20 protein-coding genes are annotated in these 22,320 nt (G+C 66.6%); 17 read left to right on the forward strand and 3 right to left on the reverse strand.

What is annotated here, in order from left to right; genetic code table 11:
• Window positions 1-40 precede the first annotated feature (40 nt).
• From PARHAE_RS11860 to ychF, 10 genes are all read left to right on the forward strand, one after another.
• Complete coding sequence (locus tag PARHAE_RS11860) at window positions 41-1,117, forward strand: microcin C ABC transporter permease YejB (RefSeq protein ID WP_126154830.1); 1,077 nt, start codon at window positions 41-43, stop codon at window positions 1,115-1,117.
• Window positions 1,117-2,220 (forward strand): ABC transporter permease, encoded by a 1,104-nt coding sequence (locus PARHAE_RS11865; protein ID WP_126154831.1) that lies wholly within the window; start codon window positions 1,117-1,119, stop codon window positions 2,218-2,220. The genes PARHAE_RS11860 and PARHAE_RS11865 overlap by 1 nt, the downstream gene beginning before the upstream one ends.
• Complete coding sequence (locus PARHAE_RS11870; RefSeq protein ID WP_126154832.1) at window positions 2,217-3,815, forward strand: ABC transporter ATP-binding protein; 1,599 nt, start codon at window positions 2,217-2,219, stop codon at window positions 3,813-3,815. Before PARHAE_RS11865 ends, PARHAE_RS11870 begins: the two co-directional genes overlap by 4 nt.
• A complete protein-coding gene (locus PARHAE_RS11875; protein WP_126154833.1) occupies window positions 3,812-5,029 on the forward strand; it encodes a glycosyltransferase in 1,218 nt (405 codons plus the stop codon). Before PARHAE_RS11870 ends, PARHAE_RS11875 begins: the two co-directional genes overlap by 4 nt.
• A 28-nt stretch (window positions 5,030-5,057) precedes the next feature.
• Complete coding sequence (cysS, locus tag PARHAE_RS11880; protein WP_126154834.1) at window positions 5,058-6,476, forward strand: cysteine--tRNA ligase; 1,419 nt, start codon at window positions 5,058-5,060, stop codon at window positions 6,474-6,476.
• The gene (locus PARHAE_RS11885) at window positions 6,473-7,252 is read left to right on the forward strand and encodes a squalene/phytoene synthase family protein (protein ID WP_126154835.1); all 780 of its coding nucleotides are present in this window, start codon (window positions 6,473-6,475) and stop codon (window positions 7,250-7,252) included. The genes cysS and PARHAE_RS11885 overlap by 4 nt, the downstream gene beginning before the upstream one ends.
• A 78-nt stretch (window positions 7,253-7,330) precedes the next feature.
• Complete coding sequence (locus tag PARHAE_RS11890) at window positions 7,331-8,200, forward strand: ABC transporter permease (protein ID WP_126154836.1); 870 nt, start codon at window positions 7,331-7,333, stop codon at window positions 8,198-8,200.
• Window positions 8,197-9,009 (forward strand): ABC transporter permease, encoded by an 813-nt coding sequence (locus PARHAE_RS11895; RefSeq protein ID WP_126154837.1) that lies wholly within the window; start codon window positions 8,197-8,199, stop codon window positions 9,007-9,009. Before PARHAE_RS11890 ends, PARHAE_RS11895 begins: the two co-directional genes overlap by 4 nt.
• A gap of 38 nt (window positions 9,010-9,047) precedes the next feature.
• Entirely contained in the window at window positions 9,048-10,148 is a 1,101-nt protein-coding gene (locus PARHAE_RS11900; protein WP_126154907.1) for an ABC transporter ATP-binding protein, read from the forward strand.
• Window positions 10,149-10,210: 62 nt separating this feature from the next.
• Entirely contained in the window at window positions 10,211-11,308 is a 1,098-nt protein-coding gene (gene ychF / locus PARHAE_RS11905; protein WP_126154838.1) for a redox-regulated ATPase YchF, read from the forward strand.
• Between the two features lie 3 nt (window positions 11,309-11,311).
• On the opposite strand, the gene PARHAE_RS11910 is transcribed toward ychF, so the two are convergent.
• Window positions 11,312-12,061 (reverse strand): sigma factor, encoded by a 750-nt coding sequence (locus PARHAE_RS11910; RefSeq protein WP_126154839.1) that lies wholly within the window; start codon window positions 12,059-12,061, stop codon window positions 11,312-11,314.
• 127 nt (window positions 12,062-12,188) lie between these two features.
• On the opposite strand from PARHAE_RS11910, the gene cobS reads away from it, so the two are divergent.
• Window positions 12,189-13,163: a cobaltochelatase subunit CobS gene (cobS, locus tag PARHAE_RS11915; protein WP_126154840.1), complete on the forward strand. Its 975-nt coding sequence runs from the start codon at window positions 12,189-12,191 to the stop codon at window positions 13,161-13,163.
• A gap of 37 nt (window positions 13,164-13,200) precedes the next feature.
• On the opposite strand, the gene PARHAE_RS11920 is transcribed toward cobS, so the two are convergent.
• Complete coding sequence (locus PARHAE_RS11920) at window positions 13,201-14,259, reverse strand: alkene reductase (protein ID WP_126154841.1); 1,059 nt, start codon at window positions 14,257-14,259, stop codon at window positions 13,201-13,203.
• A 167-nt stretch (window positions 14,260-14,426) separates the two neighbouring features.
• Here PARHAE_RS11920 and PARHAE_RS11925 point away from each other — a divergent pair, with 167 nt between their 5' ends.
• From PARHAE_RS11925 to PARHAE_RS11945, 5 genes are all read left to right on the forward strand, one after another.
• Window positions 14,427-16,715, forward strand: coding sequence for a Tex family protein (locus PARHAE_RS11925; RefSeq protein WP_126154842.1), 2,289 nt, complete (start codon window positions 14,427-14,429; stop codon window positions 16,713-16,715).
• Window positions 16,716-16,786: 71 nt separating this feature from the next.
• Window positions 16,787-17,566 (forward strand): transglutaminase-like domain-containing protein, encoded by a 780-nt coding sequence (locus tag PARHAE_RS11930; protein WP_126154843.1) that lies wholly within the window; start codon window positions 16,787-16,789, stop codon window positions 17,564-17,566.
• A gap of 116 nt (window positions 17,567-17,682) precedes the next feature.
• A complete protein-coding gene (locus PARHAE_RS11935; protein WP_126154844.1) occupies window positions 17,683-18,843 on the forward strand; it encodes an isovaleryl-CoA dehydrogenase in 1,161 nt (386 codons plus the stop codon).
• Window positions 18,843-19,358 carry a lysozyme inhibitor LprI family protein gene (locus PARHAE_RS11940; protein ID WP_126154845.1) on the forward strand — a complete coding sequence of 172 codons (516 nt, stop codon included), beginning with the start codon at window positions 18,843-18,845 and terminating at the stop codon, window positions 19,356-19,358. The genes PARHAE_RS11935 and PARHAE_RS11940 overlap by 1 nt, the downstream gene beginning before the upstream one ends.
• Before the next feature lie 3 nt (window positions 19,359-19,361).
• Entirely contained in the window at window positions 19,362-19,835 is a 474-nt protein-coding gene (locus tag PARHAE_RS11945; protein WP_126154846.1) for a lysozyme inhibitor LprI family protein, read from the forward strand.
• A gap of 80 nt (window positions 19,836-19,915) precedes the next feature.
• Here the strand turns inward: PARHAE_RS11945 and PARHAE_RS11950 are convergent, their stop codons facing one another.
• Window positions 19,916-20,530 carry an OmpW/AlkL family protein gene (locus PARHAE_RS11950; RefSeq protein WP_126154847.1) on the reverse strand — a complete coding sequence of 205 codons (615 nt, stop codon included), beginning with the start codon at window positions 20,528-20,530 and terminating at the stop codon, window positions 19,916-19,918.
• A gap of 131 nt (window positions 20,531-20,661) precedes the next feature.
• On the opposite strand from PARHAE_RS11950, the gene PARHAE_RS11955 reads away from it, so the two are divergent.
• Entirely contained in the window at window positions 20,662-22,266 is a 1,605-nt protein-coding gene (locus PARHAE_RS11955) for a carboxyl transferase domain-containing protein (protein ID WP_126154848.1), read from the forward strand.
• Window positions 22,267-22,320 lie beyond the last annotated feature (54 nt).

The raw sequence follows: 22,320 nt of genomic DNA on the forward strand, positions 1-22,320 counted from the left end.
AACAGGGCCGCGAAGGCCCGGAAGGGGCAAGGTCGATCCGATGGGCGCCTATATCCTGCGGCGGCTGCTGCTGATCATCCCGACGCTGATCGGGATCATGGTGGTGAACTTCACCCTGACGCAATTCGTCCCCGGCGGTCCCATCGAACAGATCGCGGCCCAAGTTCAGGGATCGGGTGACGCCTTCAGCAACATCTCGGGCGCGGGCGCTGGCGCCGATACCGGCGCGGTCGAGGGATACGAGGGCGCGCGCGGCCTGCCCCCCGAATTCATCGCCCAGCTTGAAAAGGAATTCGGCTTCGACAAGCCGCCGCTGGAGCGCTTCCTGACGATGATGGGCAATTACCTGACCTTCGATTTCGGCACCAGCTGGTTCCGGTCGATCAGCGTCATCGACCTGGTGATCGAGAAGATGCCTGTGTCGATCACCCTGGGGCTGTGGTCGACGCTGCTGGCCTATCTGATCTCGATCCCGCTGGGGATCCGCAAGGCGATGCGGGACGGGTCGCGCTTCGATACCTGGACCTCGGCCGTCATCATCATGGCCTATGCGATCCCGGCCTTTTTGTTCGCGGTGCTGCTGATGGTGCTGTTCGCGGGCGGCAGCTATTGGCAGTGGTTTCCGCTGCGCGGGTTGACCAGCGACAATTTCGCGGACCTCTCGCTGTGGGGCAAGATCAAGGACTATGCCTGGCACGCGACGCTGCCGGTCGTCGCCTCGACCATTTCCAGCTTTGCCACGCTGACCCTGCTGACCAAGAACAGCTTCCTGGACGAGATCAACAAGCAATACGTCATGACCGCCCGCGCCAAGGGCCTGACCGAACGGCGCGTGCTGTACGGCCACGTTTTCCGCAACGCCATGCTGATCGTGATCGCGGGCTTTCCCGCCGTCTTCCTGGGCGTGTTCTTCGGGGCAAGCATCCTGATCGAGACGGTCTTTTCACTGGACGGGTTGGGCCGCCTGGGCTTCGAAGCGGCGGTGCAGCGCGATTATCCGGTGATCTTCGGCACGCTTTACGTCTTCGGCCTTCTCAGCCTGGTCGTGGGGATCCTGTCGGACATGATGTATGTCTTTGTCGATCCCCGCATCGACTTTGAATCGAGGGCCGGCTGATGGCGCTGTCGGAACTCAACCGCCGCCGCTGGCGCAATTTCCGCCGCAACGGCCGCGCCTTCTGGTCGCTGGTGATCTTTTCGGTGCTGTTCGTGCTGGCGATGTTCGCGGAAATCGTCGCCAATGACAAACCCATCGTCGCCAGCTATCGCGGTGAACTGTATTTCCCGGCCTACAACTTCTATCCCGAAACGGCCTTCGGCGGCGATTTCGGGACCGAGGCGATCTATACCGACCCCGCCGTGCAATGCCTGATCGTCACCGGCGGCAGTCAGGACTGCTGGGACACGCCCGAGGATCTGGTCGCCGCCGTGGATACAGGCACCAGCGACATTCCGAAGGACCAGCAGGGCTGGATGATCTGGCCCCCGATCCCGTTCCATTATTCCACCATCAACAATGTCGGCAGCGCGCCAAGCGCCCCGGACGCCACGCATTGGCTGGGCACCGACGACACCGCCCGCGACGTGCTGGCGCGGGTCATCTATGGCTTCCGCATCTCGATCCTGTTCACGCTGATCGTGACGGTGGTGGCGTCTACCGTGGGGATCGCGGCGGGGGCGATCCAGGGCTATTTCGGCGGGCGAACGGATCTGGTGTTCCAGCGGATGCTGGAGATCTGGGCCTCCACCCCGTCGCTCTATGTCATCATCATCCTCTTCGCGATCCTGGGGCGCAGCTTCTGGCTGCTGGTCTTCGTGACCATCCTGTTCGGCTGGCCCGCGCTTGTGGGGGTGGTGCGGGCGGAATTCCTGCGGGCGCGGAATTTCGAATATGTCCGCGCCGCCCGCGCCCTGGGCGTGTCCGACCGCACCATCATGTTCCGCCACATCCTGCCCAATGCCATGGTCGCCACGCTGACCATGCTGCCCTTTGTCGTCACGGGCACGATCAGCGGGCTGGCCGCGCTGGATTACCTGGGCTACGGGCTGCCCGCCTCGGCCCCGTCGCTGGGGGAACTGGCGTTGCAGGCCAAGCAGAACCTGCAAGCGCCCTGGCTGGCCTTCACCGCCTTTTTCACCTTTGCCATCATGCTGTCGCTGCTGGTCTTCATCTTCGAAGGCGTGCGCGATGCCTTCGATCCCCGAAAGACCTTCAAATGACCGAAGCCGTCCTGTCGGTCCAAGACCTGCGCATCAGCTTCCGCCAAGAGGGCAGGGTCGTGCCCGCCGTGAAGGGCGTCAGCTTCCAGATCGGCAAGGGCGAGACCGTGGCCCTGGTGGGCGAATCCGGGTCGGGCAAGTCGGTCACGGCGCTGTCTACCGTCCGCCTGCTGGGCGATTCCGCCCTCATCGAGGGGTCGGTGAAATACGCGGGGCGCGAGATGGTCGACGCGCCCGAAAAGGTGCTGCGCGACATTCGCGGCGACGACATCAGCTTCATCTTCCAGGAACCGATGACCTCGCTCAACCCGCTGCACACGCTGGAAAAGCAGTTGGGCGAAAGCCTGGCGCTGCACCAGGGGCTGACCGGCGCGCGGGCGCGGGCGCGGATCGTGGACCTGCTGACCCGCGTGGGCATCCGCGATCCCGAATCGCGGCTGGCGGATTATCCGCACCAACTGTCGGGCGGGCAGCGGCAGCGGGTGATGATCGCCATGGCGCTTGCCAACGGCCCGGAACTGCTGATCGCGGACGAACCGACCACCGCGCTTGACGTGACAATCCAGGCGCAGATCCTGGATCTGCTGGCGGAACTGAAGGCGGCCGAGGGGCTGTCGATGCTGTTCATCAGCCACGACCTTGGCATCGTCCGCCGCATCGCCGACCGGGTCTGCGTGATGAAGGACGGCGAGATCGTCGAGCAAGGCCCGGTCGAGGCGATCTTCGCCGATCCGCAGCACGACTACACCCGCAAGCTGCTGGCGGCCGAGCCGACCGGCCGTGCCGATCCCGTGCCCGAGGGCGCCGAGACGATGGTCGAGACGCGCGACCTCAAGGTCTGGTTTCCGATCCAGCGGGGACTGCTGCGCCGGACGGTGGGCCATGTGAAGGCCGTGAACGGCGCCACCCTGACCGTGCGGGCCGGGGAAACGCTGGGGATCGTCGGCGAATCGGGCAGCGGCAAGACCACGCTGGCCTTGGCGATCATGCGGCTGATCGCCAGCGACGGGCCGATCCTGTTCCTGGGCCAGGACATTTCCCGCTGGCAGTCGCGCCAGCTGCGCCGCTTGCGCCGCGACATGCAGATCGTCTTCCAGGATCCCTTCGGCAGCCTGTCGCCGCGCATGACTATAGAACAGATCATCGCCGAGGGGTTGGGCGTCCACGGCGTCGAAAAGGGCAGCGACCGCCGCCGGATGGTCGCCGACATCATGGCCGAGGTCGGGCTTAACCCCGACACCATGCACCGCTATCCGCACGAATTTTCCGGCGGGCAGCGCCAGCGCATCGCCATCGCCCGCGCCATGATCCTGCGTCCCAAGGTGGTGGTGCTGGACGAACCGACAAGCGCCCTGGACATGACGGTGCAGGTGCAGATCGTCGGGCTGCTGCGCGGATTGCAGCGGAAATACGGGCTGGCCTTCCTGTTCATCAGCCACGACCTGCGCGTGGTCCGCGCCATGTCCCACAAGATCATGGTCATGCGCGCGGGCGAGGTGGTCGAACAGGGCGCGACCGCCGACATCTTCGACAACCCGCAGCAGGATTACACCCGCGCGCTGCTGGCGGCGGCGTTCCGCGACCGCAGCGCATGAAGATCCTGTTCGTCCACCAGAATTTCCCCGGCCAGTTTCCGAATCTGGCCCCGGCCCTGGCGGCGCGCGGCCATCAGGTTCTGGCGCTGACGGACGAAAAGAACCAGCGGCCCAGCCCGGTCCCGACCGTCCGCTACAAGACCCCCGATGCGGTGCAGGTGAACGGGCTGGGCCGCAGCTATGCCGGTCACGCCGAACGCGGCTATCTGGCGGCGCGCGGCGCGCGGGCCTTGCGCGACCGGCACGGCTTCACGCCCGATCTGATCATCGGCCATTCCGGCTGGGGCGAGACGCTGTTCCTGCGCGAGATCTGGCCCGACGCCCGGCTGCTGATCTATGCCGAGCTTCTGTACCGCACGCGCGGCCACGATGTCGGATTCGATCCCGAATTCCAGGAAACCACCGACGAATCCCGGATGCTGGCCATCGCCCGGTCGGCCCATCTGGTCCAGGGTCTTGCCCAGGCGGATGCCGCCATCGCCCCCACCCGATACCAGGCCGACAGCTTTCCGCCCGAACTGCGCGGCAAGATCACCGTGATCCATGACGGCATCGACACCGCCCGCGTTCGCCCGAATCCGGCCGCGCGCCTGGCCCTGCCGGGCGGGCCGGTGCTGCGCGCCGGGGACGAGGTTCTGTCCTATGTCAGCCGCTCTCTGGAACCCTATCGCGGCTTTCACATCTTCATGCGCGCGCTGCCCGCCGTGCTGGCCGCCCGCCCGCAGGCGCAGGTCGTCCTGGTCGGGGCCGAGGGCACCAGCTATGGCAACGCGCCCAAGGAAGGCGGCAGCTGGAAGGCGCGGATGCTGGCGGAACTGGGCGATCTGGATCTGTCGCGGGTGCATTTCCTGGGGCGCGTCGCCTATGACGACTATCTGGCGCTGATCCAGGTCGCGCGCGTCCATTGCTATCTGACCTATCCCTTCGTGCTGTCCTGGTCCCTGACCGAGGCGATGGCGGCGGGCGGCTATGTGGTGGCCTCGGACACGGAACCCGTGCGCGAACTGATCCGCGACGGGGAAAACGGGCGGCTGGTGCCGTTCTTCGACGTGGCGGCGCTGTCGTCCGCCCTGGTCGGGGGCCTTGCGGGCGATCCCGACGCGGGCCGGCTGCGGGCTGCGGCGCGGGCGACGATCCTGGACGGCTATGACCTGCATCGCCACAGCCTGCCCCGCCAGATCGAATGGGTGGAAAGCCACGCGCCGATGGGCTAAGCCCGCAGCGTTGGAAGAAAGGCGCATCATGGTCGACATCCGGCTGACGAATACCCGCACCCGAGCAAAGCAGCCCTTCACGCCGCTGGATCCGCGGAACGTGCGCCTCTATCTCTGCGGACCCACCGTCTATGACCGCGCGCATCTGGGCAATGCCCGGCCCGTGCTGGTCTTCGACGTGCTGGTGCGGCTGCTGCGCCATGTCTATGGCGCGGATCAAGTGACCTATGTTCGCAACATCACCGACGTGGACGACAAGATCAACGCCCGCGCCGCCGCCACCGGCCGCACCATCCGGGAAATCACCGAGGAAACGGTGGCCTGGTATCATCAGGACATGGACGCCTTGGGCGCGCTGCGCCCCGACCATGAACCCCGCGCGACTGAATATATCGTGCAGATGATCGCCATGATCGAAACCCTGATCGCGCGCGGCAACGCCTACGAGGCCGAGGGTCATGTGCTGTTCGACGTGCGGTCCTTCCCGGATTATGGCCGCCTGTCGGGCCGGTCGGTCGATGACATGATCGCCGGCGCGCGGGTCGAGGTCGCGCCCTTCAAGCGCGATCCGATGGATTTCGTGCTGTGGAAACCCTCGGATGCCGATCAGCCCGGATGGGACAGTCCTTGGGGCAGGGGCCGTCCGGGTTGGCATATCGAATGCTCGGCCATGTCCGAGGCGCTGCTGGGGCCCAGCTTCGACATCCACGGCGGCGGCATCGACCTGCAATTCCCGCACCATGAAAACGAGGTCGCGCAAAGCTGCTGCGCCCATCCGGGGGCCGGCTTCGCCAGTGTCTGGCTGCATAACGAGATGTTGCAGGTCGAGGGCAAGAAGATGTCCAAATCCCTGGGCAATTTCTTCACCGTCCGCGACCTTCTGGACCGCCGCATCGCCGGAGAGGTGATCCGCTATGTCCTGCTGTCCACCCATTACCGCAAGCCGATGGACTGGACCCAGGCCAAGGCCGACGAGGCGCGCGACATCCTGTGGCAATGGCGGCTGCTGACCAAGGACGCGGAACCCGCCGCCGCGCCGCATCCCGAGGTGGTCGAGGCCATTGCCAACGACCTGAACACCCCCGGCGCCATCGCCGTGCTGCACCGGCTGAAGGACGATCCGGGTACGCTGCTGGCCTCGGCCCGGTTCATCGGGCTGTTGCAGGCGGGCGATGACGACTGGATGCGGGCCGATTACCAGGCGCTCGACAGCCAGTCGGATTACAAGGATTTCGACCAGATCCTGGCCGCCTTGCAGGACAGGCTGGCGGCGATCCGCGCGCAGGCGATGGACAGCAAGGATTTCTCGCATCTCGACCAGGCCAAATCCGACCTGACCGCCGCCGGGTTGGAGGTGCGCATGTCCAAGGCGGGGATCGAACTGTTGGTGCGCCCGACAACCGTCCAGAAGGATGTCGCCCGCATTGCCGAGCGGCTGCTGACGTGACGCTAGACGCCTGCACCGAGCTGGTGCGGACGCAGGATCCCGACCGCTTTGGCGCGACTCTGGTCGCCGCGCCGCCGGATCGCCCTGCCTTGATAACGCTTTATGCGCTGAACCTCGAAATCGCGCGGGCGCCGTTCCAGTCCGCCGAACCCATGCTGGCCGAGATGCGGCTGCAATGGTGGATCGACCGGCTGGAGGAGATGGGCGCGGGTAAGCCGCCGCCGTTGCACGATGTTCTGACGCCCCTGTGGGACGCGTGGGGAGCCGATGCCGGACGGCTGGCGCCGCTGGCCGAGGCGCGCCGTCGCGATTGCGAAAGGCAGCCCTTCGACAGCGCCGATGCCGTCGCGGCCTATGTCGCGGATACGGCGGGACGGCTGATGGTCAGGGCCGCCGAACGGCTGGGCGCGCAGGGCGCGACACTGGATGCCGCCGCCGACCAGGGGCTGGGCGCGGGGCTGGCCGCCTGGCTGCGCGCGCTGCCCCGGTTGCAACCGATCGGCCTTGGACTGGCCGCCGAGGATACCGCAGAGACCGCCGCCCTGGCGGGCATGGCGCGCGAGGCTCTGGCCCGCGCGGCCCGGTCGCGGGCCATGCTGCCAAAGCGGGCAGCGGCGGCGCTGTATCCCGGTCCGCGCGTCCTGCCCTTTCTGGAGACGGTTCGTCGAGGCGACATCAACTCCTATCGACAAGTCATTGAGATCACGCCGTTTCAGCGCCGTTCCTCTTTGGCTTGGCTGGCGCTGACCGGACGCTGGTGGCGGCAGGGCGGATAAAATCGGCCGCATAAACCCTCTTTTCACCCTTTCCCCGATATGAAAGGAATTGGACGGGCGCGCGGCAGGAAGGATCGTATGGCCAAGGGGTTGGATGCACAGGCCAGGCAGGGCTATGCCCTGATCGCGCCGCCGTTCCTGTATGCGCTGCTGATCCTGGCCGCGCCCTTGCTGACCATCCTGACCTACAGCTTCCTGACGGACGGCTATCTTGAGGTCGTGCGCGACTTCACCCTTGCCAACTATGTCCAGGTCTGGACCGATCCCATCGTCCGCACGGTGATGATGCGGTCGTTGACGGTCTCGGCCCTGGTGACGCTGGTCACGGTGCTGCTGGCCTTTCCGGTGGCCTATTACGTCAGCTTCATGGTGCGGCCCGAAAAGAAGGCGACCTGGCTGTTCCTGATCACGATTCCCTTCTGGACCAGCTATCTGATCCGCGTGTTCCTGTGGAAGGTGATCCTGGGCTATAACGGCGTCATCAACTCCAGCCTGACCGGGCTGGGGATCATCGACGAACCGCTGACCTTCATCCTGTATAACGTCAACTCCATCGTCATCACGCTGGCCCATGCCTATGCGCCCTTCGCGATCCTGCCGATCTTCGTTGCCCTGGAAAAGATCGACCGTTCGCTGCTGGAGGCCGGGCGGGATCTGGGCGAAAGCCGGGCGATGACCTTCTGGCGGGTGACGCTGCCCCTTGCGATGCCGGGGGTCCTGGCGGCGGTGCTGATCGTCTTCATCCCGACCATCGGCGATTACGTCACGCCCGAACTGATCGGCGGCGGCAAGATCCCGATGATCGCCAACCTGATCCAGGTGCAGATGCTGGCCCTGGACAACCGCCCGCTGGGATCGGCGCTGGCGGTGACGGCCATGGCCATCGTGGCGCTTGTCAGCGTGGTCTTCCTGTTCATCAACCGCCGCTTCCTGAAGGTGCGGTTGTGAGGGGGCAGGGGCGCGGTTTGCAGGTCTATGCGGCGCTCTACCTGCTGTTTCTCTATGCGCCGATCATCCTGCTGCCGCTGTTCGCCTTCAATTCCGGCACGATCATCGCCTTTCCGCTGCAAGGCTTCACCACCGGCTGGTTCGCGCAGATGTGGGCCAATGCCACGTTGCGCACCGCGCTGACCAATTCGCTGATCATCGCGGTCAGCGCCTCGATCCTGGCGACCTGCCTTGGCATCTTCGCGGCCCGCGCCTCGACCCGGTTCGAGTTTCCGGGCAAGGGCGGCATGATGGGATTCATCCTGCTGCCGATGGTGCTGCCGGAAATCATCGTCGCCATGTCGCTGCTGGTCGTGCTGCTGGGCATGGGCGTGCAGCTGTCGATCCTGACCGTGATCGTCGGGCATACGCTGATCTGCATGCCCTATGCCATCGCCATCCTGACCACGGCCTTTTCCAGCCTGGACAAGTCGCTGGAGGAAGCGGCCTATGACCTGGGCGAAACCCGGTGGAGCGCGTTTCGCCTGATCACGCTGCCCCTGGTCATGCCGGGCATCATCAGTTCGCTGCTGATTTCCTTCACGATCAGCCTGGATGAATTCATCATCGCCTTCTTCCTGGCGGGCAACCAGCCGACGCTGCCCACCTATATCTTCAGCCAGCTGCGCTTTCCCAAGCAGATCCCGATGATCATGGCCCTGGGCACGGCCCTGGTGGCGCTGTCCATCGTGCTGCTGGCCCTGGGCGAATATTTCCGCCGCCGCGGCAATGCCCGCATGGGCGGCAATCCGACCGGAGGCTTCCTGTGAGCGAGACCCGATACGATCGGCTGGATGCCGCGACGCCGATGATCGAATGTCGCGGCGTTCACAAGCATTACGGCGATTATCATGCCCTGCGCGGCATCGATCTGACCATCCGGGCCGGAGAGTTCTTTTCGCTGCTCGGCCCCTCTGGTTGCGGCAAGACCACGCTGCTGCGCACCATCGCCGGGTTCGAGGATATTTCCGACGGCGCCATCCTGATCGACGAAAAGCGCATGGACGAGGTTCCGGCGAACAAGCGTCCGACCAACATGGTGTTCCAGTCCTATGCCATCTTCCCGCATCTGACGGTCGCGCAGAACGTGGCCTTCGGGCTGCGCCGCGATCCGCGCGGCAAGGCTGAAAAGGCCGCCCTGGTCGAGGACGCGCTGGCGATGGTCGGGTTGCGCGGCTATGGCAACCGCGCGGCTCACGCCCTGTCGGGCGGGCAGCGCCAGCGGGTCGCGCTGGCCCGCGCGCTGATCCTCAAGCCCAAGGTGCTGCTGCTGGACGAGCCGCTGTCGGCGCTGGACCGCAAGATGCGCGAGCAGATGCAGGTCGAACTGATCAAGCTGCAACGCCAGGTCGGCATCACCTTCGTGCTGGTGACCCATGATCAAGAGGAAGCCTTGGTCATGTCCGACCGCATCGCCGTCATGTTCGAGGGCGAGATCGCCCAGCTTGACGGACCCGAGGCGCTGTATGCCCGGCCCGCCAACCGCCGCGTCGCGGATTTCATCGGCGTGATGAATTTCCTGCCCGCGCGGATTCTGGGCGAGAAGGACGGGATCGTCACGGCCGAGGCTCCGGGCCTGGGCGTGGTCGACCTGCCCGCCCGGCAGGTCAGCCGCGCGAATCCGGACGACGACGGCCCGACCATCGGCTTCCGGCCCGAGACCATGACCCTGGTGGGGCCGAACCAGACGCACAGCCAGCCGCGCGAAACCAACGCCACCATCGACGAGGTCGTCTATTACGGCGACATGACCTATTACGATCTGCGGCTGGACGGCGCGGCGGCGATGGACGGCAAGGCCCGGCCGGTGCGGATTTCCATGCGCAACGTCTTCGGCCGCGACGTGCAGGATGTGGGCACCCGCACCCGCCTCGCCTGGTCGCCGGGATCGCTGGTGCTGTTCCGCTGACGCTTGCGAAACCCCTGTCGCTTGCCTAGAACGCGCCCTGACTTCAACGAAAGGGGCGCGTCATGGGCTTTCGCATGGGAATTGTCGGCTTGCCGAACGTGGGCAAATCGACGCTGTTCAACGCGCTGACGAAAACCGCCGCCGCGCAGGCCGCGAATTTCCCCTTCTGCACCATCGAGCCGAACGTGGGCGATGTCGCGGTTCCCGATCCGCGCCTTGATACCCTGGCCGCCATCGCGGGCAGCAAGCAGACCATCCCGACGCGCATCACCTTCGTGGACATCGCGGGCCTCGTGAAGGGCGCCAGCAAGGGCGAGGGGCTGGGCAACCAGTTCCTGGCCAACATCCGCGAGGTGGACGCCATCGCCCATGTCCTGCGCTGTTTCGAGGACGGCGACGTGACCCATGTCGAAGGCCGCGTCGATCCCATTGCCGATGCCGAGACCATCGAGACCGAATTGATGATCGCGGACCTGGAGTCGGTCGAACGCCGCCTTGCCAACATCGCCCGCAAGCTGAAGGGCGGCGACAAGGACGCGGTGGCGCAGGAAAAGCTGCTGAAGGCCGCGCAGGCGGCGTTGGAATCGGGCAAGCCCGCCCGCACCGTGCAAGTCGCCGATGAGGATCGGCGCGCCTGGGATATGCTGCAACTGCTGACCGCCAAGCCCGTGCTGTTCGTCTGCAATGTCGAGGAGGACAAGGCCTCGACCGGCAACGCCCAGTCGGACCGCGTGGCGAAGATGGCTGCCGAACAGGGTGCGGGCCATGTGGTGATCTCGGCCAGGATCGAGGAAGAGATCAGCCAGCTTCCCGCCGAGGAAGCCGCGATGTTTCTGGAGGAGATGGGCCTGCACGAAGCGGGCCTCGACCGGCTGATCCGCGAGGGCTACAAGCTGCTTGGCCTGGACACCTATTTCACCGTCGGCCCCAAGGAGGCGCGCGCCTGGACCATCCACAAGGGCACGCTGGCCCCGCAGGCGGCGGGCGTGATCCACGGTGATTTCGAACGCGGCTTCATCCGGGCCGAAACCATCGCCTATGACGATTATGTCGCCTACAAGGGCGAGGCGGGCGCGCGCGAGGCGGGCAAGTTCCGGGTCGAGGGCAAGACCTATGCCGTCAAGGACGGCGACGTGTTGCATTTCCTGTTCAACGCCTGACGGTCAGCGGCCCCACAGGAACCAGGCCGCCACGGCGGCCAACAGGATCAGGGCCAGGATGCCGCCGGTGCCGCGCCACCAGGGCGCGCGCTCCAGCGGATCGACCGACAGGGGCGCCACGCCGTGCCCCAGGCTTTCGCGGATCCGCTGCCAGGCGCGGGCCGGGGCCATGACCGGCGTCAGGTCGTCGGCGAACCGCGCCAGCCGTTCCCGCCAGTCGGCAAGCTGCGCGCTGTCCGTCGGCTCGCCTTGGCGCAGCCCAAGCGCCTGTTCGGCGGCCGCCACGCTGTCGGCGTCGTCTGCGGCATGGCCCGCCAGCCGCTCCAGCCCCTCGTGCAGGGCGTGGCGCGCTTCGTCGGCGGAGATGCCATGGCGGTCGGCAAGCTGGCGATAATCCAGGCCCTCCAGATAGGCGGCGCGCAGCAGCGCCAGGGCATCTGCCGCTCCGCCCCCGGCAAGGACCGGGGGCAGGGCCAGCGCGCCGCGACGCCGCATCGCCCGGTCGCGGGCCTGGACGGCCAGCCAGGCGGTCGGCGAAAGCCCGCTGTCCGGGAAGCGCGCGGCGTCCTTCCAGATGCCGATATAGACCTGTTCCAGAACCTCCTCGGCCTCTCGGCGGTCCTTCAGGATCGACAGGCACAGTGCGTTCAGCCGGGCCGAACTGGCCTGATACAGCGCGTCGAAGGCGCGGCGGTCGGCCTTGGCGACTCGGCCGATCAGATCCGACAGCATCTTGTGATGAGCGTCCGGCACTGGCCACGATCCTCTTGTGGTTGCGCGGCCAACTTAGCAGCCGTCCCGCCCCCGTCAACGCAGGGGCGGCTTGCGCATGGCGGACTTATGCGCAATCAAGGCAACGATACGATGAAAGGGCCTTGCGATGCTGGACATGAACGCCAAACCGACTGAGGAGATCGACCTGCGCGAGGTGTTCGGTCTGGACAGCGACATGAAGGTCAAGGGGTTCGCCGAACGCAGCGACCGGGTGCCCGAGGTCGACAGCACCTACAAGTTCGATCCCGACACCACGATGGCGATTCTGGCGGGCTTCGCCTATAATCGCCGGGTGATGATCCAGGGCTATCACGGCACCGGGAAATCCACCCATATCGAACAGGTGGCGGCGCGGTTGAACTGGCCCTGCGTGCGGGTGAACCTGGACAGCCATGTCAGCCGGATCGACCTGATCGGCAAGGACGCGATCAAGCTGGTGGACGGCAAGCAGGTCACCGTGTTCCACGAAGGCATCCTGCCCTGGGCGCTGCGCAACCCGACCGCCATCGTCTTCGACGAATACGACGCGGGCCGGGCCGACGTAATGTTCGTGATCCAGCGGGTTCTGGAAACCGACGGCAAGCTGACCCTGCTGGACCAGAACGAGGTGATCACGCCGAACCCCTTCTTCCGGCTGTTCGCGACGGCCAACACGGTGGGCCTGGGCGACACGACGGGCCTCTATCACGGCACCCAGCAGATCAACCAGGGCCAGATGGACCGCTGGTCGCTGGTCAGCACCCTGAACTATCTGTCGCATGACGCCGAGGCCGCGATCGTGCTGGCCAAGAACCCGACCTATAACACCGAAAAGGGCCGCAAGACCATCAACCAGATGGTGACGCTGGCCGATCTGACGCGGACGGCCTTCATGCAGGGCGATCTGTCCACCGTCATGTCGCCGCGCACGGTCATCACCTGGGCGCAGAACGCGCGGATCTTCGGCGACAATATCGGCTATGCCTTCCGCCTGACCTTCCTGAACAAATGCGACGAGCTGGAACGCCAGACCGTCGCCGAATTCTATCAGCGCCTGTTCGACGAGGAATTGCCGGAAAGCGCCGCCGCCAAGGCGAAGTGACGGGCAGGCGGGCCGGATCGGCCCGCCCACCAGGTCATCAGACTTCTTCCGCCACCGGATAATCGACATAGCCCTTGGCGCCGCCGACATAGAAGGTCGCCGGATCCTGCTGGTTCAGCGGCAGACCGCTGCGCAGGCGGGCCGGCAGGTCGGGCGTCGCAATGAAGTCCCTGCCGAAGGCCACCGCATCCGCGCGGCCCGAGGCGACCAGATCGCGCGCGCTGTCCGGCGTCAGTTGTTCATTGGCGATCACCACGCCGCCGAAGGCCGCCTTGATGTCGTCGATCAGGCTGTCCGGCGCCAGATATTCGCGCAGGCAGATGAAGGCGATCTTGCGGGCCGCCATCTCTTTCGCGACATGGGTGAACAGCGCGCGCGGATCGCTGTCGCCCATGTCGTGGCTGTCGCCGCGCGGCGACAGGTGCAGGCCCACGCGGTCCGCGCCCCAGACCGGAATGACGGCATCGGCGATCTCTGTCAGGAAACGCGCCCGGTTCTGGATCGGGCCGCCATACTGGTCCGTCCGCCTGTTGCTGCCGTCTTGCAGGAACTGGTCGATCAGATAGCCGTTCGCGGCGTGGATCTCGATGCCGTCGAAGCCTGCCTCCTTGGCGCGGATGGCGGCCTGGCGATAGGCCTCGACGATGCCGGGGATCTCGTCGGTTTCCAGGGCGCGGGGCGTTTCGTATTCCTTTTTCGGGCGCAGTAGGCTGACATGCCCCGCGGGCCGGACGGCACTGGGCGCGACCGGGGTTTCGCCGTCCAGGAAGGTCGGGTCCGAAATCCGTCCGACATGCCACAGTTGCAGAAAGATCAGCCCGCCTGCGTCATGGACGGCCTTCGTGACCAGCTTCCAGCCCTGGACCTGGTCATCGTTCCAGATGCCCGGCGTGTCGGCATAGCCCACGCCCATCGGGGTGACGCTGGTCGCCTCGGACAGGATCAGCCCGGCACCGGCGCGCTGCGCGTAATATTCGGCCATCAGCGCATTCGGCACACGGCTGGCCCCCGCGCGACTGCGGGTCAGAGGGGCCATGACGATGCGGTTCTTCAGCGTCAGCGGCCCGATCTGGAGGGGGTCGAAAAGGGTCGGCATGAAAACGTCCTTCATTGGTCTATCGCCTGCACCTGTGCGCGGGCGGCGATGCTGTCAACGGCGCGCCCGGCGAATTTTCCTTTGTTCCGCGCAAAGCAGCCATGCGCCCTGGGCTTGGCGCAGGCGCGGCGGGCGGTTAGAACGATCCTCCGGCCAAGGAGGATCGCATGGACACAGCCGCCCGCATCGCCCGCACCATCGCCGCCGAAATCGGCGCCTCGCCCAGCCAGGTGACGGCGGCGGCGGACCTGCTGGACGGGGGCGCGACGGTGCCCTTTGTCGCGCGCTATCGGAAAGAGGCGACGGGCGGGCTGGACGACACGCAGCTGCGCACCCTGTCCGACCGGCTGGCCTATCTGCGCGACATGGAAACGCGGCGGGCGGCGATCCTGTCTTCCATCCGCGACCAGGGCAAGCTGACCGATGACCTGGCCCGCGCGATTGCGGGGGCCGAGACGAAGGCCGCGCTGGAGGACATCTATCTGCCCTTCAAGCCCAAGCGCCGCACCAAGGCGATGATCGCGCGGGAAAACGGGCTGGAGCCGCTGCTGCGCGCGATCCAGGCAGACCGCGCCGCCGATCCCGCCGTGCTGGCGGCGGGCTTTGTCTCGGACGCGGTGCCGGATGCGAAGGCCGCGCTGGACGGCGCGCGCGACATCCTGGTCGAGGAACTGTCGGAAAACGCCGCCCTGCTGGGATCGCTGCGCGATTTCATGCGGGCCGAGGCGTTCATCGCCGCCCGGCTGATCGCGGGCAAGGAACAGGCGGGCGCCAAGTTCAGCGACTATTTCGACCACCGCGAAAGATGGTCGGCGATCCCCTCGCACCGGGCGCTTGCGATCCTGCGCGCGGCCAAGGAAGAGATCGTCACCATCGATATCGCGCCCGATCCCGAGACCGGCGCCCAGCGGGCCGAGGGGATCGTCGCGCGGGCCATCGGCCCCCTGGGCGACCAGCCGGGCGACCAGTGGCTGCGGCAGGTGGCGGGCTGGACCTGGCGGGTCAGGCTGTCGAACACCATGTATATCGACCTGATGTCCGAACTGCGCAAACGCGCCCATGACGAGGCGATCCGCGTTTTCGGCCGCAACCTGCGCGACCTGCTGCTGGCCGCGCCCGCCGGGCCGCGGGTGACGCTGGGGGTCGATCCAGGGATCCGCACCGGCTGCAAGGTCGCCGTGGTCGATGCCACCGGCAAGTTGCTGGACACCGCGACGATCTATCCCTTCCAGCCGAATAACGACCTGCGCGGGTCCGAAGCCGTGCTGCTGGCGCTGATCGCGAAGCATGGCGTGGACCTGATCGCCATCGGCAACGGCACCGCCAGCCGGGAAACCGAGCGGCTGGTGGCCGAGGTGCTGAAGCGCCTGCCCAAGGGCGCCCGCGTGCCGACCAAGGTGGTGGTCAGCGAGGCCGGGGCCTCGGTCTATTCGGCGTCTGAACTGGCCGCGAAAGAGTTTCCGCAGCTTGACGTGTCGCTGCGCGGCGCGGTCTCGATCGCGCGGCGTTTGCAGGATCCGCTGGCCGAACTGGTCAAGGTGCCGCCCGAATCCATCGGCGTCGGGCAGTATCAGCACGACGTGGACCAGCGGCAACTGGCCCGGACGCTGGAAGCTGTGGTCGAGGATGCGGTGAACGCGGTCGGCGTGGACCTGAACATGGCCTCGGCCCCGCTGCTGGCCCATGTCGCGGGGCTGGGGCCGTCGCTGGCCCAGAACATCGTCGCCTGGCGCGATCAGAACGGCGCCTTCCCGTCGCGCGCGGCGTTGAAAAAGGTCACCGGCCTGGGGCCGCGGGCGTTCGAGCAATGCGCGGGCTTCCTGCGCATCCGGGGCGGCAAGGAGCCGCTGGACGCCTCGGCCGTCCACCCCGAGGCCTACGGCGTGGCGCGCAAGATCGTCGCCGCCTGCGGACGCGACATCCGCGCGATCATGGGCGACGGGGCGGCGCTGAGGGGGATCCGCGCCGAACAGTTCGTGGACGAGCATTTCGGCTTGCCGACCATCCGCGACATCCTGGCTGAACTGGAAAAACCCGGCCGTGACCCGCGCCCAGGCTTCGTCACCGCCAGCTTCGCCGACGGGGTCGAGGAGATCACCGACCTCAAGCCCGGCATGGCCTTGGAGGGCACCGTCACCAATGTCGCGGCCTTCGGGGCCTTCGTGGATATCGGCGTCCATCAGGACGGGCTGGTCCATGTCAGCCAGCTTGCCGACCGCTTCGTCAAGGATCCGAACGAGGTGGTGAAGGTCGGCGATGTGGTCCGGGTGCGCGTGACCGAAATCGATGTGCCCCGCAAGCGCATCGGCCTGACCATGCGCAGCGGCGCCGACGCCGCGAAGCCCGCGTCGAAGACCCAGGCCAAGGCGGGGCCACGGTCGGCCAGTTCTGCCCCGAAAAGCAGCAGTCCGGGCGGTTTCGGCGCAGCCCTGGCCGAGGCGATGCGGCGGAAATAGCGATCTTTCCGCCCGCACGGATCCGATCCGGCCCGGCCATCGTTCGGTGCGGTGGCAACAAGGCGGATGCGATGCGGATCAGGATCGAAGTCGAACTTCACTATAAATTCACGACCCCTGGGCCGGCGATCCTGGCGGTCGAGGCCGCCGGGGCCTTCGGCCAGGAAATCAGCAACGCGGCCATCGACTTCGGTCCCGTCAAGCACCTGGCCCGCATTCCGGGCGAGGAGGGGATCGGCGAAAAGATCATCATCCGCACGGCCGAGGATCTGCACTGCACCTATTCCGCCGATGTGGTCGTGACGCGGCCCTGTCCGGTCTTCGAACGCATGTCCGCGGCCGAGGTGGACGAAATGCCGGGCGACGCGCTGCGCTATCTTCTGCCGTCGCGATACTGCCCGGCGGAACGCTTCGTGCCCTTCGCGCAGCAGCGGTTCGGCGACAGCCAGGGCGGCGCCAAGGTTCTGGCGATTCGCGATTGGATCGAACAGCGCCTGGATTATGTCTCGGGCGTCAGCGATTCGAACACCACGGCGGCCGATACCTTTCTGGAACGGCGCGGAGTCTGTCGCGATTACGCCCATCTGATGATCGCGCTGTGCCGCGCCGCGCAGATCCCAGCCCGCCTTGCCAGCGTCTTCGCGCCGGGGGTCGAGCCGCCGGATTTCCATGCCGTCGCCGAGGTCTATCTGGACGGCACCTGGCACCTGATCGACCCGACCGGCATGGCGACCGCCGACCAGATGGCGCTGATCGCCGTGGGCCGCGACGCCGTGGACGTGGCGTTCCTGACGACCTTCACCGGAACCGAATTGCTGACGCAGTCGGTCGCGGTGCGCCAATCCCGCTGAGGCCGGATGTTGACCGGCCCGCCCTTCCGGCGCAGGCTTTGCCTTGACGGCCGGGGGGCGGACGGTCTATATCGGAAATGAACGGTCGTTCAATAAATCGGGTGGGGGGATTGCCGATGTTCACGCGGGGGATGGAATTCGATCTGGGCGAGGATGTGAACGCGCTGCGCGACATGGTGCATCGCTGGGCGCAGGACCGCGTGAAGCCCATCGCGGCCGAGGTTGACCGGACCAACGCCTTCCCGAACGAATTGTGGACCGAGATGGGCGATCTGGGCCTGCTGGGCATCACCGTCCCCGAAGACTTCGGCGGCGCGGGCATGGGCTATCTGGCCCATGTCGTCGCGACCGAGGAGATCGCGCGGGCCAGCGCCTCGGTCAGCCTGTCCTACGGGGCGCATTCGAACCTGTGCGTGAACCAGATCAAGCTGAACGGCACCGACGAACAGCGCCGCAGATACCTGCCCGACCTGTGCAGCGGCAAGGCCGTGGGCGCCCTGGCGATGTCCGAGGAAGGCGCGGGCAGCGATGTCGTGGGCATGAAGCTGCGGGCGGAGAAGAAGAACGACCGCTATGTGCTGAACGGCAGCAAATACTGGATCACCAATGCGCCCGACGCGCAGACCCTGGTCGTCTATGCCAAGACCGACCCGGATGCGGGCAGCAAGGGCATCACCGCCTTCATCGTCGAACGCGGCATGGCGGGATTTTCGACCTCGCCCCATTTCGACAAGCTGGGGATGCGCGGATCGAACACGGGCGAGCTGATCTTCGAGAATTGCGAAGTCCCGTTCGAGAATGTCCTGGGCGAGGAAGGCCGGGGCGTCCGCGTGCTGATGTCGGGGCTGGATTACGAACGGCTGGTGCTGTCGGGCATCGGCACCGGCATCATGGCTGCCTGTCTGGACGAGGTGATGCCTTACATCCGCGACCGCAAGCAGTTCGGCCAGCCGATCGGGAATTTCCAGCTGATGCAGGCCAAGATCGCCGACATGTATGTCGCGCTGAACACCGCCCGCGCCTATGTCTACGAGGTGGCGAAGGCCTGCGACGCGGGCAAGGTGACGCGGCAGGACGCGGCGGGTGCGGTGCTTTACGCCAGCGAACAGGCGATGGTGCAGGCCCATCAGGCGGTGCAGGCGCTTGGCGGGGCGGGCTTCCTGAACGACAGCGTGGTCAGCCGGTTGTTCCGCGACGCCAAGCTGATGGAGATCGGCGCGGGCACCAGCGAAATCCGCCGGATGCTGATCGGGCGCGAGTTGATGGGGCTGGTCTGATGCGTTGGCTGGCCGTGGCGCTGCTGGCGGCGTCTCCCGCCTGGGCGCAGGATGAACCCGAACGGCCGCCCTTCGACGCCGGGCTGATCGACGCCTGCCTGGACGATGCCCGGAAATCGGGTTCCGACGCGCCCGATCCCATGGCTTGCGTCGGCGCGGCGTCAGGCCCCTGCATCGACAGCCCGAACGGATACAGCACCGTGGCCATGTCCTATTGCCTGTCCGAGGAATTGGCCGTCTGGGACAAAAAGCTGAACGACAGCTATGCCCGCGTGCTGGAAGCCGCCAAGGCCGCCGATGCCGAGATGGCGGAACTGGGATCGGCCGCCGAAAAGCAGGAGCCGCTGCTGCGCCGGATGCAGCGCGACTGGATCGCGTTCCGCGATTCGGCCTGCTCGTACGAGGGCAGCCGCTGGGGCGGCGGCACCGGCGCCGGTCCGGCAGGCGTCGATTGCAGCCTGCACCTGACCGCACAGCAATATTTCCGCCTGCGCGCCTGGGAGCCGGAGGAATAGGCCATGCGAACTGCCGCGCCCGCCCTGATCCTGGCCTTGGCCGTTCCCGCCGCCGCCTTGTCACAGCCCGCCTCGGTCCCGCTGGATTCGGCTGTGGTCGAGGCCTGCCTGGCCCAGACCCCGCCGCGAGAGACCCAAACCGACTGCATCGGCCTGGCCGCGAAACTGTGCCAGACCGCGCCCGACGGCGAGACGACCCTGGGCATCAGCGCCTGCCTGATGGCCGAGCATGACGCCTGGGACGAGATCCTGAACCGCGAATATGCCGAGACCCGCGCGCATTTCAGCCAGACTCGGGGACTGACGGATACGCTTCTGGCCGCGCAGCGCGCCTGGATCGCCTTCCGCGATGCCGAATGCACTCTGGCCTATGACCGCTGGGACGGCGGCTCGATGCGCACCATCGCCAGCGCGGATTGCCGGATGCGCCAAACCGCGCGCCGCGCGCTGGAACTGCGCGCCATGCGGCAACCATGACCATGGCGCGCGCCCGGACAGCAAAACGGCGCGCCCACTGCGAGGCGCGCCGGAAGAATCGGTCCCGTGGGTTCGGCCGATCAGAACTTCATCACATAGCTGACGCCGGCGACCACCGGGTCCACCTCGACCTGGCCGATATCGGCGCCGTTCAGCGTCACGTCGGCGTCGATGTCGATCCAGCGGACATCCGCGCGAACGGCGGAACGGTCGTTGATCCAGTAATCGGCGCCCAGATGCGCGGCCAGGCCCCAGCTGTTCTTCACGCGCAGATCGCTGCCGGCCAGATCGCCCCTGGATTCGGCGTCATAGAAGCCGGTGAAGTTCACGCCAACGCCCACGAAGGGCTTCAACTGCGGCGTGGCGTCGAAGTGGTATTGCAGCGACACGACCGGGGGCAGGTGCTTGACAGTGCCGATCTCGGCGCCGTTCGACTTGATCGAATGCTTGAAGGGCAGGGCGCCCAGCAGCTCCACCCCGATATTGTCGCGGATGAAATATTCGACCGTGACCGAGGGCCGGGTATTGTCGCCGATACTGACCGGAACCGTCCCGCCCGCCAGGGTGCCGTTGTCGGATTTCGGGTTCACATTGGCAAGGCCCAGACCCACGGTCCAGTCCCCCGCCTGCTGCGCGGCCACCGGAGAGACGACCGCCAGCGCGGCTGCGGCAGCAATGCACAGAGTTTTCATCATACGGCTCCTTCAAAGGTTGCAAGGCGTGGCATGGACCCAGCGAGGCGCCGAAAACATGATCTGGATCAAACCACTGTGAACATAAGCTCGGCTGCGGCAAAACGCCGCGCCCCTGTCGGGAAAGCCTGCCCATGAAGCTGACATCCTCGGCCCTGACCACGTCGGACACCTTCCGCGCCAACCGCGAGGCGCATTTGGCGCTGATCGAGGTCGCCCGCGACGCGGCCCTTGCCGCCGCCGCCGGGGGCGGTCCGCGCGCGATGGAGCGCCACACCAGCCGCGGCAAGATGCCGCCGCGCGAGCGGGTGGCGAACCTGCTGGATCCCGGCAGCCCGTTCCTGGAAATCGGCGCCACGGCCGCGCATGGCCTGTATGACGGCGCAGCGCCGGGCGCGGGCGTGATCGCGGGCGTGGGCCGGGTCCACGGCCAGGACGTGATGGTCGTGGCCAACGACGCCACCGTGAAGGGCGGCACCTATTATCCCTTGTCGGTGAAAAAGCACCTGCGCGCGCAGGAAATCGCCCAGGAATGCCATCTGCCCTGCGTCTATCTGGTCGATTCGGGCGGCGCCAACCTGCCCAACCAGGACGAAGTCTTTCCCGACCGCGACCATTTCGGCCGAATCTTCTTCAACCAGGCGCAGATGAGCGCCAAGGGAATCCCGCAGATCGCCGTGGTGATGGGCAGTTGCACGGCAGGGGGCGCCTATGTCCCGGCCATGTCCGACGTGACGATCATCGTGCGCAACCAGGGCACGATCTTCCTGGCCGGTCCCCCGTTGGTCAAGGCCGCCACGGGCGAGGTCGTGACGGCCGAGGATCTGGGGGGCGGCGATGTCCACACCCGGCTCTCGGGCGTGGCCGACTATCTGGCCGAAGATGATGCCCATGCGCTGGCCATGGCCCGTCGCGCCATCAGGAACCTGAACCGCCGGCTGCCCGAGACGGTCGTCTGGCAGTCCCCCGAAGCCCCTGCCTTCGACCCCGAGGAGATCCTGGGCGTCGTCCCCGCCGACCTGCGCACCCCCTATGACATCCGCGAGGTGATCGCCCGCGTCGTTGACGGCTCGCGCTTCGACGAGTTCAAGGCCCGCTTCGGCGAAACGCTGGTGACGGGCTTCGCCCATGTCGAGGGCTGCCCCGTCGGCATCGTCGCCAACAACGGCGTGCTGTTCAGCGAAGCCGCCCAGAAGGGCGCGCATTTCATCGAACTCTGTTCGCAGCGGTCGATCCCGCTGGTGTTCCTGCAAAACATCACCGGCTTCATGGTGGGCCGGAAATACGAAAACGAAGGCATCGCTCGCCACGGCGCCAAGATGGTCACGGCAGTCGCGACCACGAATGTCCCCAAGATCACCATGCTGGTGGGCGGGTCATTCGGGGCAGGCAATTACGGCATGGCGGGCCGCGCCTATTCGCCGCGCTTCCTCTGGACCTGGCCCAACTCGCGCATCAGCGTCATGGGCGGGGAACAGGCGGCGGGCGTCCTTGCCACCGTCCGCCGCGAGGGCATCGAACGCGCGGGCGGCACCTGGACGGCCGAGGAAGAGGCCGAATTCAAGCGCCCCACCATCGAGATGTTCGACCGCCAGTCCCACCCCCTCTACGCCTCGGCGCGGCTCTGGGACGACGGCATCATCGACCCTCGCAAGACCCGCGAGGTGCTGGCCCTGTCCCTGCGCGCCAGCCTGAATGCGCCCATCAAGCCGACCCGCTTCGGCGTCTTCAGGATGTAGAACCGATGGCTCCTTCACCTTTGTCCAAATATCCCGCGGGGGTCCGGGGGCGCG

Source organism: Paracoccus haematequi, from assembly GCF_900631945.1.
Classification (GTDB): Bacteria; Pseudomonadota; Alphaproteobacteria; order Rhodobacterales; family Rhodobacteraceae; genus Paracoccus; species Paracoccus haematequi_A.

Coding starts and splice junctions, on each gene's coding strand:
- PARHAE_RS11860 (WP_126154830.1), top strand. CDS start 41: ATGGGCGCCTATATCCTGCGGCGGCTGCTGCTGATCATCCCGACGCTG.
- PARHAE_RS11865 (WP_126154831.1), top strand. CDS start 1,117: ATGGCGCTGTCGGAACTCAACCGCCGCCGCTGGCGCAATTTCCGCCGC.
- PARHAE_RS11870 (WP_126154832.1), top strand. CDS start 2,217: ATGACCGAAGCCGTCCTGTCGGTCCAAGACCTGCGCATCAGCTTCCGC.
- PARHAE_RS11875 (WP_126154833.1), top strand. CDS start 3,812: ATGAAGATCCTGTTCGTCCACCAGAATTTCCCCGGCCAGTTTCCGAAT.
- cysS (WP_126154834.1), top strand. CDS start 5,058: ATGGTCGACATCCGGCTGACGAATACCCGCACCCGAGCAAAGCAGCCC.
- PARHAE_RS11890 (WP_126154836.1), top strand. CDS start 7,331: ATGGCCAAGGGGTTGGATGCACAGGCCAGGCAGGGCTATGCCCTGATC.
- PARHAE_RS11900 (WP_126154907.1), top strand. CDS start 9,048: ATGATCGAATGTCGCGGCGTTCACAAGCATTACGGCGATTATCATGCC.
- ychF (WP_126154838.1), top strand. CDS start 10,211: ATGGGCTTTCGCATGGGAATTGTCGGCTTGCCGAACGTGGGCAAATCG.
- cobS (WP_126154840.1), top strand. CDS start 12,189: ATGCTGGACATGAACGCCAAACCGACTGAGGAGATCGACCTGCGCGAG.
- PARHAE_RS11920 (WP_126154841.1), bottom strand. CDS start 14,259: ATGCCGACCCTTTTCGACCCCCTCCAGATCGGGCCGCTGACGCTGAAG.
- PARHAE_RS11925 (WP_126154842.1), top strand. CDS start 14,427: ATGGACACAGCCGCCCGCATCGCCCGCACCATCGCCGCCGAAATCGGC.
- PARHAE_RS11930 (WP_126154843.1), top strand. CDS start 16,787: ATGCGGATCAGGATCGAAGTCGAACTTCACTATAAATTCACGACCCCT.
- PARHAE_RS11935 (WP_126154844.1), top strand. CDS start 17,683: ATGTTCACGCGGGGGATGGAATTCGATCTGGGCGAGGATGTGAACGCG.
- PARHAE_RS11940 (WP_126154845.1), top strand. CDS start 18,843: ATGCGTTGGCTGGCCGTGGCGCTGCTGGCGGCGTCTCCCGCCTGGGCG.
- PARHAE_RS11945 (WP_126154846.1), top strand. CDS start 19,362: ATGCGAACTGCCGCGCCCGCCCTGATCCTGGCCTTGGCCGTTCCCGCC.
- PARHAE_RS11950 (WP_126154847.1), bottom strand. CDS start 20,530: ATGATGAAAACTCTGTGCATTGCTGCCGCAGCCGCGCTGGCGGTCGTC.
- PARHAE_RS11955 (WP_126154848.1), top strand. CDS start 20,662: ATGAAGCTGACATCCTCGGCCCTGACCACGTCGGACACCTTCCGCGCC.